Source organism: Brevundimonas abyssalis TAR-001 (assembly GCF_000466985.1).
In the GTDB taxonomy this organism is placed as follows: domain Bacteria; phylum Pseudomonadota; class Alphaproteobacteria; order Caulobacterales; family Caulobacteraceae; genus Brevundimonas; species Brevundimonas abyssalis.
Genome location: NZ_BATC01000009.1, coordinates 66404 through 76145, shown reverse-complemented (window position 1 = coordinate 76145; position 9742 = coordinate 66404). Strand labels below are relative to the sequence as shown.

Sequence of the window (9742 nt, the reverse complement as noted above, 5' to 3'; positions counted from 1 at the left end):
GCTGGCCGCCGAGATTGTGAGTCAGCCCGAGACGCGGATCCGCCAGCTGCCGTTCACCGGCCCGGTCCTGAAGCTGGAGATACATTTCATAGAGCATGCGGAGGCCGCTGGCGCCGATGGGATGACCGAAGCACTTTAGGCCGCCGTCAATCTGGCAGGGGACTTGGCCGCCGGAGTCATAGAAGCCGTCGAGCACGTCGCGGATGGCGCCGCCCTCGGGGGAGATGAACAGGTCCTCGGTGGTCACCAGTTCAGTGATCGAGAAGCAGTCGTGCACCTCCATCATCCCTATTTCGTCGCGAGGGCTGCTCACGCCGGCCTCTTCATAGGCCCGTCTGGCAGCGACGCGCGCCGTATGGACGTAGCTTCCGTCCCACTCGCTGGAGTGCATTTCCCAGCCGTTCGACGTCGACACCTGGAGCGCCTTGAACGTCACCAGATCGGTTTTACCCAGCGCGCGAGCGATCTCGGGGGTGGTCACGATAGCCGCCGCCGCGCCATCAGAGACGCCACAGCAGTCGAACAGTCCAAGCGGTTCGGCGATGATCGGCGCGTTCAGGACCTGCTCTTCCGTGATGAGTTTGCGCAGGTGCGCCTTCGGATTCAGCGCGCCATTGGCGTGGCTCTTGACCGAGATGTGAGCGATCGCTCGTTTGAGGTCATCGCGATTTACACTGTGTTTGGAGCCGTAGGCGGTCGCCAGTTGGGCGAAGTTCGCGGGCGCGACCGCGGTCGGATACCACTGTGGAATATAGGTGCCGATCGAGGGCAGGGGCAGGCCGCCGTAACCCGTGTCCTTCAGCTTCTCAACCCCGACCGCCAGTGCGATGTCGCAAGCGCCCGAGGCAACCGCATAAACGGCCGCGCGAACCGCCTCGGACCCGCCCGCACAGAAATTCTCGACCCGCGTAACGCCGATGAACGGGAGCCTTAGCGCAATCCCCATCGGTGTGCCGCCGCGGCCCACGCCTATGTCGTCCATATGCGTGGAGAACCACGAGGCGTCTATCTGCTCAGGGCCGATGCCGGCGTCCGCCAGCGCCTCCGTATAGGCCTCGACCATGAGATCCTCGGCGCTTGCATCCCACCGCTCGCCGAAGCGGCTGCAGCCCATTCCCAGAATGGCGACCTTGTCCTTGATGCCCTTGGCCATCAGTGCGTGCCTCCGTGGTCGCCGCGAACCGGCGTGGCTTTCCAGAAGTATCGGGTGAACCCGCGGTTAAGGTCGCGGTCCTTGACCCTGAACACAGCCTCCATCGGAGTGCCGGTCTCAACGTCGCCGGGACTGACGTCGGTGAACTCCAACAGAATTCGGCCGCCCCCCTCGAAATCGATTTGGCCGTAATGCTGAGGCGGTGACAGGTGATAGGACAAGGCCTCCGCAGACCAGCTGAGGATGTGTGCTCGCCTGTCTGCTAGGAAATAGGGCTCCTGCGTATCCAGCGCGGCGCCTCGGGGGTCATAGCTCAGGCGCGACGGCGGGAAATGGACGCTGCCGGTTTCGCGGCAACGGCCTGCGACCAGCCCCATGATCGTTGTGCGGTGTCGGTACAGGGTTGTCAGGGCGGTTTTCTTGTCCAACTCGCCACGCATGCCCTTCTCAAGCTCAAGCTGGCCGCGATACGCAAGGAGGCGTGTGTAGCTGGTCTCGGGGACGCCGCGGCTTAGCCAGTCAGCGAGTCCACGCCGCGGCTTGAAGGTCTTGATGCGGTCCGTCGTGCGCCAGACGATCGCCTCGGCACCGTTGCCGAATTCAAGCGAAAGAATGACCGCGCCGGGCTTGGCGACCTCCAAAACGCCTGCGAGGAGCAGAAGTCCGTGACCGACTCCCGTGTCACCGATCTGGCCCATCAGGTCCTCGGTTACCGCTTCGGCAGGCACGCCAATGCCTCGCGCAACCTGCGCGGCCATGCCTTTGGAACTGCTCGCGAATATGAAGTGATCAACGTCCGCCCCTGAGAGGCCGGCGTCGGCGAGTGCCGCAGCAGCGGCTCGGGGGGCGATTTTCGAGAGGCCTTCATCCCGAATCCAGCGCTCTTCCCAAACGTAATCGATCTCTTCGCCGGACTGCCGGAAATGATCCACGAAATCGACGGTCACGGTCCCGAAGCCGAGCGGTTCGGCGATGACGTCCTGAGTACCGACCAGCAACGTCGCAGCGGCATCTCCAAACTCCATCTCTGAAGCGCTCGCGGCGCGCGTTCGTCGCAAGTCGGCGGCCGTCACCAGGATCGGGGCCTCGCCCCCGCGACTGCTGGACAGGGCTTGACGGAGCGCCGATAGGCCGGCGCGACGGCTCGACCCAATGTCGATTGCGTCTGTCTTTTCATCAAGGTTCAGCGCGGCGGCAATGACGCCGGCGTTCAGGCGATCCGCGAAGGTGAATGTGGTGGATGCGAAAATGACAGCTTTCAAGGACGGCGCCCCGTGGGTCACCGGCAGGCTGTCGCGAGCGGCGGCGACCGCCATGGTTGTGGCGTCCTCATCCCAGTTAGCCAAGGAGCGGGATCCTTGGCCTTGCTCTTGAGGCCTGGGGCGAACCAGGCGTTGGCGTCATAGATCGCCTGTCGGCTCATGCGTAGCCGCGGCACATAGGCCCCATATCCGACGATGCCAGCGGTCATGTTCGCACTTCCTTTGTTGCGCCCAAGCGAGGCTTGAGGAAGCGGCCGATCTCGTCGATCGCGGCGCGGGCTTCCGGCAGTTCTTCCGAGAACTGCTGAAAGACGTGAATCATGCCGTCCCACACATGCAGGTGGGACTCGACGCCGGCCGCTAGAGCGGCGGCATTCAGATTGACGGCGTCGCTCAACACCGTTTCGCGATCGCCCACCTGGATCAACACGGGCGGAAAGCCGGTGAGATCGCCATTCAGAGGGGACGCGAGCGGCTGCGCGGGATCGGCGCCTGCGAGGTACCGGCCCGACATCTCCAGGATCATGCGTCGCTGGTGGATCGGATCCTTGTCCTTACGGGTCTCATAGCTCTCACCGAGGGCTTCCAGATCGGTCCAAGGCGACAGCAGCACGACCGCCGCTGGCAGGGCGGATGCCCGCGCCTTGAGCGCGAGCACCGTCGCCAGGGCGAGATTTCCACCGGCTGAATCTCCAACAAAGGCGACCTGGCGCAGATCGACACCGCGACGGTCGAGCGCCTCGCATACTGCCAGAGCGTCATCGATCGGCGCCGGGAATTGATGCTCCGGTGCGCGCCGGTAGGCGACGCAGAGGCCCGTTGCACCGGCCGCGAAGGATATCCGTGCGATCAGGTCGGCGTGCGAGCGCGGTGATCCGACGAGATATCCGCCGCCGTGGAAGTAGAGAAAGAGCCGTGCCGGATCCGAAGGCTTGGCCGCGATCCGCGTGACGGGTACGCTCGCGAGCCTGTCTTCCTCGATTGTTGCGTCGATCCGGACGCCGCCGAACAGGGCTTCCCAGTCGGCGCGCATCTGGTCCGGACTCGTGTCCCGCTTCCAAGTTGAATAGGTGGCCTGGACACGCGCAATCACCTGGTCGATGGAGCTCAGCATCCCATGCCGCCCGAGACGCCGATGACCTCGCCGGTGATGTAGGCGGCCGAGTCCGTCGCGAGATATCCCACCAGACCTGCAACCTCCTGGGGCATGCCGAGACGGTGCAGGAGGGTCGCTTGCTCCATGGCGGCTAGCAGGGGTGCGCCGCCCGCCTTGACCGCCTTGTCTAAAAGCGGGGTCCGGATCGGCCCCGGCGCGATCACATTAGCGGTGATTCCGAAGCGGGCGTTCTCGCGCGCGATGGATTTGGTGAAGGCAATGACACCGCCCTTGGCCGCCGCATAGATCGATCCGCCTTTGGATCCGAGCCTTCCAGCCTCCGATGCAACGTTTATGATGCGTCCGCCGCGAGCCCGCTGCATGGCCGGCAGGACGGCCTGTGTGCAAGCGAAGACGGAAAGCAGGTTCACCGCCAGCAGATCGGCCCAGTCGTTCGGCGTGGTGTCGGTGAAGAAGGAATGCTGATCTCGACCGGCGTTGTTGACCAGGATGTCGAACGGCTCGTGGCGGCCCAGTTCTGCGGCGACGGCGGCCGGGTCCGAGACGTCAAGCTGCAGCGCCTGCGCGCGGCCTTCGAGGATCGGGTCTATCTGATCCAGAGAGATGTCGACGAAGGTCACAGAAGCTCCGCGACGGGCGAGGTCCACGACGACGGCAGCGCCGATGCCGCGCGCCCCCCCCGTGACGAGGGCACGCCTGCCAGTCAGCATCAGCGGGTCGAAGCCTGATGTCATTCGCCTGTGAACCGGGCGGGTCGCTTCTCGATGACCGCAGCAAGGCCTTCCTTGGCGTCATTCATGCGTGCGAGTTCTGCGACGGTCCGTGCCTCTTCGGGTAGGCAGGCCTCGAAGCCGAGCCCCATGCCGTTCCAGAGCAGGCGCTTGGTCGCCGCGAGCGCCTTCGGGCGCCGGCGGCCAGGGTCAGGGCGAGATTGTCGATCACCTGATCCAGCTGATCGTCTGCGGCGACAGTTGTGATGAGCCCCATGTGGAGGGCTTCGTCGGCGCTTATGACGGGATTGCGCATGACAATGTCCATGGCGCGGCGGAAGCCCACCAGTCGCTGCAGGGTCACCGAACTGCCGGCGTCCGGCGCCATGCCAACGCGCGTCGCACCCGCAAGGAACTTGCTCGAGGCCGCCGCTATGACGAAGTCGGACACACAGACGAGCCCAAGCCCGCCGCCACCGGCGGCATATCCTTGCACGCCGGTGATGACTGGAGCCTCAAGGCGCACCAGACTACCGGAGACGACCTGAAGATAGGCGGTCGCCTCGCGTAGATAGTCCGGCAGGCCCTCGCCGCGCGAGACGAAGTCCTTCACATCGCCGCCCCCGCAGAAGTTGGCGCCGGCTCCCCGCAGGATCAGGACGCGGAGATCTGCGCGGCTGTGGCAGACCATGACCGCTTCATGCATCGCCTTGAGCATTTCCACGCTCAGGCCGTTGGCGGAGCCGGGCCGATTAAGCGTCAGGCGCGCCACTCCCCCGTCAATGCTCAAAAGTACCGGACCGTCAGCGATCAGATCCAGGCGTGTGTGATCGGTGTCAGGGTAATCCGTCATTGAGTCATACAAGAAATGAGAGGGTAAAAAGCGCCCGATCGTTGTTCGTGAGGAACACGTTCTTGCGCGCCATCCGGAAGGTCTCACCCTCCGGCCGAAGGAAATACTCATTGCGCGTCGACCACACGGTGTCGGCCCGAACGGTTGATTCAAAAATTAGTGCATTCGAAAAGGCCCGGATGCCCGTCTCGCTGGATTCCGCGATCTCGATGTTCGAGACGACACGCCGAAGGCGCGAGCGAGGGCTTTGGGCGTGGCGCTTGCCGGTGTGGAACTGACGGATGCGCAGTGCGATGCGAGATCGATTGTCAAAGATTATGGACATCTCCTTCTCGGGGTCGATGTCGTCTCCGTTTGCGGGAATCCAGTACACCCCGTCATCGGTCCACAGGGCTTCCCAGTCATCGTACTGATGTTCGTCCTGGAGCTTGGCTTCACGATAGATGAAGGCGGTCACGCGGTGCAGCAGGTCGATATCGGCGGCGCTCAAGACTGGGCCTCCATCACCTGGGTGTAGTGCCGCCAGATGCCTCGCGAAGGGACCTCATCGGTCGAGTGCCCCACCATGTAGCCATTCTCGTCGCGGCGTTCGCGCTGCTCGCCACGCCCCAGGAACAGCCAGGCCGGCGTCAGCGATTCAGCGCCGCGCTGGTTGCGCTCGTACATCTCAGTGTCGTCGGCCAGCAGCAGGCCCGCCGGGCCGACAGAGCCCATCGTCTGCTGGCGCATCCGCCGGTTCAGATCCGGCGCACCTTTGAACTGGATCGCCGTCGCATGCTGGATCGTTTCGTTCACCGAGATCGGCTGAATGACGAAAACCTGGATCTCCGCGATGAAGAGGTTGGGGAAGATCATGACGTGCGGTGTGCCATCGATCATGATTTGACGGGCCTTCTCCTTGCCATAGGCCGTGTTCATGGCCTCGACATAGGCGGGCAGGCGTTCGGCGGTCGTTCCGAACCAACGAAGCGGGATATCCGCCTTGCGGAACTCGGGGCGCAGGTCGACCTCGGTGTGGCCCCCGCCGTAGTCGCGCGTCAGGGCTGTCGACTGGTCGCCGTAGTAGGTGCCGATCGCGCTGTCCGCAACGGAGAAGATCGAGCTGTGGACGAAGGCCGGGTGGTAGCCGTCGCACTCGTTTTCGAGGATGAACTTCCAGTTGGTGCGGGCCCGGTGCTTCAGGTAGCCAGCGGTCAGCTCGATTTTTCCATCCGGTGAGGTCTGGACCAGTCGGTCAAGCGTCTCGGCGGCGCCGCCAAGGTGCTCGGCGAGCGAAATTCCTTCGGCGGCGAAGGAGCCGAAAACAAACCCTTGATAGGATTCGACCCTCGGCAGTACGCCGAGACCGAGACGCTTCTTGTCTGCGTCCGGATTGTCCCGGTAGCCGTCCGGGAAGGCGAAGCCGATCAGGTCGCCCGTATTTGAGAAGGTCCAGGAATGGTAGGGGCAGGTGAAGGCCCGCGTATTACCTTTTTCCTTCAGACAGACCTGATTGCCACGGTGAGGGCAGCGGTTCTGCAGCAGGCGAATTTCACCCCCGTTGTCGCGCGTCATGATGACGGGCTGGGGGCCGATCGACTTCATCACGAAGTCGTTCTTGTTCGGCACCTCGCTCTCATGACCGACATAGACCCAGCCGCGGTACCAGATGCGCTCCAGCTCCAGCTGGAACAAGGCTTCGTCGGTATAGACCGAGCCATGGACGCGATTACCCTGCACGAGGTGCGAGAGGTCAAGTTTGTTTGGTTCTGTGGTGATAGACATGAACGAACTCCTGAAAGGGAAATAGCGCCCATCCGGGGGTCCGGAATGTCCCCGTGATCGGGGTCAGGCCTCGCTGGAGGAAAACGCAGACCTTACGACTCCACGATCGTGCAAGACGCCGACCTGGGCCGACGACAGTCCGAGAAGGTCGAGCAGGATCTGATCGGTGTGTTCTCCCAGCCGGGGGGCCGGTTCCGGCGGGGTGCGCGGTTCAGCTGAAAAGGCGAGAGGAACGCCGGGCGTCAGAATCGAGCCAATGCCGGGGTGCGGGACGCTGGTGAACATCGGATTATCGTCCGAACAGTTTGGATGCTCGCGCACCATGTCCGCGACGGATCGATAGCGCCCCCAACAGACGCTGTTCGCGTCGAATGCCTCGGCGACTTCGGCCAGGGTGCGGTCCTTCACCCACGGTCCGATGAGCGCGGCGATATCGTCTCGTGCGCGGAAGCGTTCGCCCTCCTGTGAAAGATCAACCTGGAGAGCGCTTTCGATTGCAGCGACGCCATCCGCAATTTCAGTGGCCTGCACGAGGCCGCGCCATTGTTTCAGTGTCAGGCCCACGACCATGATCCTGACGCCGTCGCTGCAAACGAAGTCGCGGCCGAATGCACCGAACAGGTCGTTGCCTGCCGGCTCTCGATCGACGCCAAGCTGCGCCTCCGCGATGAAGCCGAGATGCCCCATGACGGCAAGCGCCACATCTTCGAGCGCCAGGGTGACCTCCTGGCCGTGGCCATCACGGCGGCGCCGACGTTCGGCCGCGAGCAGTCCGACCGCAGCCATCTGGCCGGTAATCAGATCCCAGGTCGGCAGGACGTGGTTGACTGGCGACCGACGCGGATCAGGGCCGGTCAGGTATGGCAGGCCGACGCCTGGATTGACCGTATAGTCGACGGCCGATCTGCCCTGACGATCGCCCTTGACAACCAGCTGGATCAGGTCCGCGCGTTGTTCGCGGAGGGCTTGGTAACTCAACCAGCCGCGAGGCGGGAAATTTGTCAGCAGCATGCCGGCATCCGCCCCGTCGGCGCAGATAATGGACCTCGCGATCTCGCGGCCTGCGTCGGAAGCCAGGTCGAGGGCGATAGATTTCTTGCCTTTGTTCAGGCCCGCCCAGAACAAGCTGGCGCCATTCTCGGCCACCGGCCAGCGCCGGTGGTCCAGTCCGCCACCGAGTGCGTCGATCCGTATCACCTCAGCGCCCATTTGGGCGAGCGTCATTCCACCCAGCGGCGCAGCGACAAACGCCGACGCCTCCACCACGCGCATGCCGGCCAAGATGCCGGTCATGTGCGTGGGCCTTCAGGGCGTCATCAAGAAGGCTACGCGCGATGACCTTCAGCGCCAAGGTTTCCTCAGCCCCTTCGAAAATGGAGAGGACCCGAGCATCGACGAAATATCGACTGACGGGGGTCTCCTCGGCATATCCCATGCCGCCGTGGATCTGGAGGCTTCACGGGTGACGATCTCGGCGGAGCGGCAGGCGAACAGTTTTGCCAGGCTGGCCTCCATCTGGCCCTCGCCCGCGTCGAGCCTGCGTCCGACGGCGTAGGCCAGCTGCCGGCTGGCGTTATAGCGTGCGGCCATGGCCGCCAGCTTGGCGCGCGTCAGCTGATAGGCCCCGAGCGCGGATCCGAAGACCCGCCGGGTATTGGCATAACTGATCGCCGCCTCGATCGCCGCGATCATGACGCCGCACGCTCGCGCGGCTGTCTGCATCCGACCGCCTGTCATGCCCGACATCGTGAAATAGAACCCACGTCCAAGACCGGCTTCGCCGCCGAGCAGATTGTCGTCAGGCACGAAGAACTCCTCGAACGCGATGTCGAAGGAATGCATGCCCCGATAGCCGATCGTCGGAATCGCCTTGCCGATCATGGCGCCACCGCCATCTTGCCGATAGGAGAAGGCATGATCTTCGTAGGCCGGTTTCTCGACGAGAAAGATGCTCAGGCCGCGATGTCCCAGGGAACGGTCCGGGTCAGTACGGGCGACGACCATCATCAGGCCGGCCTTACCGGCGAAGGTGCACCAGGTCTTGGCGCCGTTCAGCAGCCAGCCGCCTTCGGTACGGGTCGCGCGCAGGGACAGGCTTGCCACGTCAGAGCCGAAATCCGGCTCGGTTATGGCGATCGCGCACAGCGGCGCGCCTGCGGCGATGCCCGGCAACCATTTTTCCTTCTGCGCGTCGGTGCCGCCCGCCAGGATCGCGCGGGTCATGATCTCAGGCCGCGTGATCAGGCTGCCAGCGGCCGCAAGTGACGTTTTCGAAAGCGCCTCCGTCACGATCATCATTGACAAATTGTCTTCGCGGTCGTCCGGCGCGCTGCCGCCGAATTGGGCAGGCACAGATAGGCCAAAAACGCCCATCTCCCGCATTGGCCCGAGGATGGTCTCGGGCACGATTAGGTCGTGGCGATGGATATTCTCTGCGAGCGGGCCCACCAGATCCTCGCCGAACCGCAGAAAGACGTCGCGCATCATCGACTTGTCTTCGTCCAGAACGACGTCCGCGATGGTCTCGCCTTGCTGGAGGATCCGCTCGCCGAGGGCATCCAGAGCATCAGCGGATCTGCCGCGCCGGATTGCGGACTGGAATTCGGGTGTTTGGCGCAGGGTTGCGAGGCCGCTGAGGAGGTCTGGCTGATCGGCGCTCAGGGCGTCCACGCGCTGCGCGATCGAAAGCAGGGCGTCGGCGGCAAAGACCTCCGCTAAGCCGTACGAAAGCAAGCCGGGCTGGCTGGCCGCCGCCCAGGTCGCTCGCAGCGCCAGGAGTTCGGCTGTTGCAGTCGCCAGTTCATAGGCGCGCGATTGCACACGGTCGAAGCGAGCGCCGTCGATCCGCCCGCCAACTGAGCAGTCGCAAGCCAAGGAACCGGC

Annotated in this window: 8 protein-coding genes and 1 pseudogene; all 9 read right to left on the bottom strand. The window is 64.0% G+C overall.

What is annotated here, in order from left to right; all coding sequences use genetic code 11:
• Nucleotides 1-1153, bottom strand: a 1153-nt coding sequence (locus MBEBAB_RS04435; protein ID WP_045318853.1) for an acetyl-CoA acetyltransferase, incomplete at its 3' end; no start/stop codon positions are given.
• Complete coding sequence (locus MBEBAB_RS04430) at nucleotides 1153-2469, bottom strand: OB-fold domain-containing protein (RefSeq protein ID WP_242397065.1); 1317 nt, start codon at nucleotides 2467-2469, stop codon at nucleotides 1153-1155. The genes MBEBAB_RS04435 and MBEBAB_RS04430, both read right to left, overlap by 1 nt.
• A 151-nt stretch (nucleotides 2470-2620) precedes the next feature.
• On the bottom strand, nucleotides 2621-3529 hold the full coding sequence (locus MBEBAB_RS04425; protein ID WP_021696734.1) for an alpha/beta hydrolase: 909 nt from the start codon (nucleotides 3527-3529) through the stop codon (nucleotides 2621-2623).
• Nucleotides 3523-4266, bottom strand: a complete 744-nt coding sequence (locus tag MBEBAB_RS04420; protein ID WP_200865105.1) for an SDR family NAD(P)-dependent oxidoreductase — start codon at nucleotides 4264-4266, stop codon at nucleotides 3523-3525. The genes MBEBAB_RS04425 and MBEBAB_RS04420 overlap by 7 nt, the downstream gene beginning before the upstream one ends.
• 61 nt (nucleotides 4267-4327) lie before the next feature.
• The gene (locus MBEBAB_RS04415) at nucleotides 4328-5095 is read right to left on the bottom strand and encodes an enoyl-CoA hydratase/isomerase family protein (protein WP_200865104.1); all 768 of its coding nucleotides are present in this window, start codon (nucleotides 5093-5095) and stop codon (nucleotides 4328-4330) included.
• 4 nt (nucleotides 5096-5099) lie between these two features.
• Nucleotides 5100-5585, bottom strand: coding sequence for an aromatic-ring-hydroxylating dioxygenase subunit beta (locus tag MBEBAB_RS04410; RefSeq protein WP_021696731.1), 486 nt, complete (start codon nucleotides 5583-5585; stop codon nucleotides 5100-5102).
• Nucleotides 5582-6859 (bottom strand): aromatic ring-hydroxylating oxygenase subunit alpha, encoded by a 1278-nt coding sequence (locus MBEBAB_RS04405; RefSeq protein WP_045318852.1) that lies wholly within the window; start codon nucleotides 6857-6859, stop codon nucleotides 5582-5584. The genes MBEBAB_RS04410 and MBEBAB_RS04405 overlap by 4 nt, the downstream gene beginning before the upstream one ends.
• A gap of 63 nt (nucleotides 6860-6922) precedes the next feature.
• Entirely contained in the window at nucleotides 6923-8152 is a 1230-nt protein-coding gene (locus tag MBEBAB_RS04400; RefSeq protein ID WP_021696729.1) for a CoA transferase, read from the bottom strand.
• Nucleotides 8058-9346 (bottom strand): annotated as a pseudogene (locus tag MBEBAB_RS04395) (acyl-CoA dehydrogenase family protein). The gene MBEBAB_RS04400 and the pseudogene MBEBAB_RS04395 overlap by 95 nt, the downstream one beginning before the upstream one ends.
• Nucleotides 9347-9742: the final 396 nt, after the last annotated feature.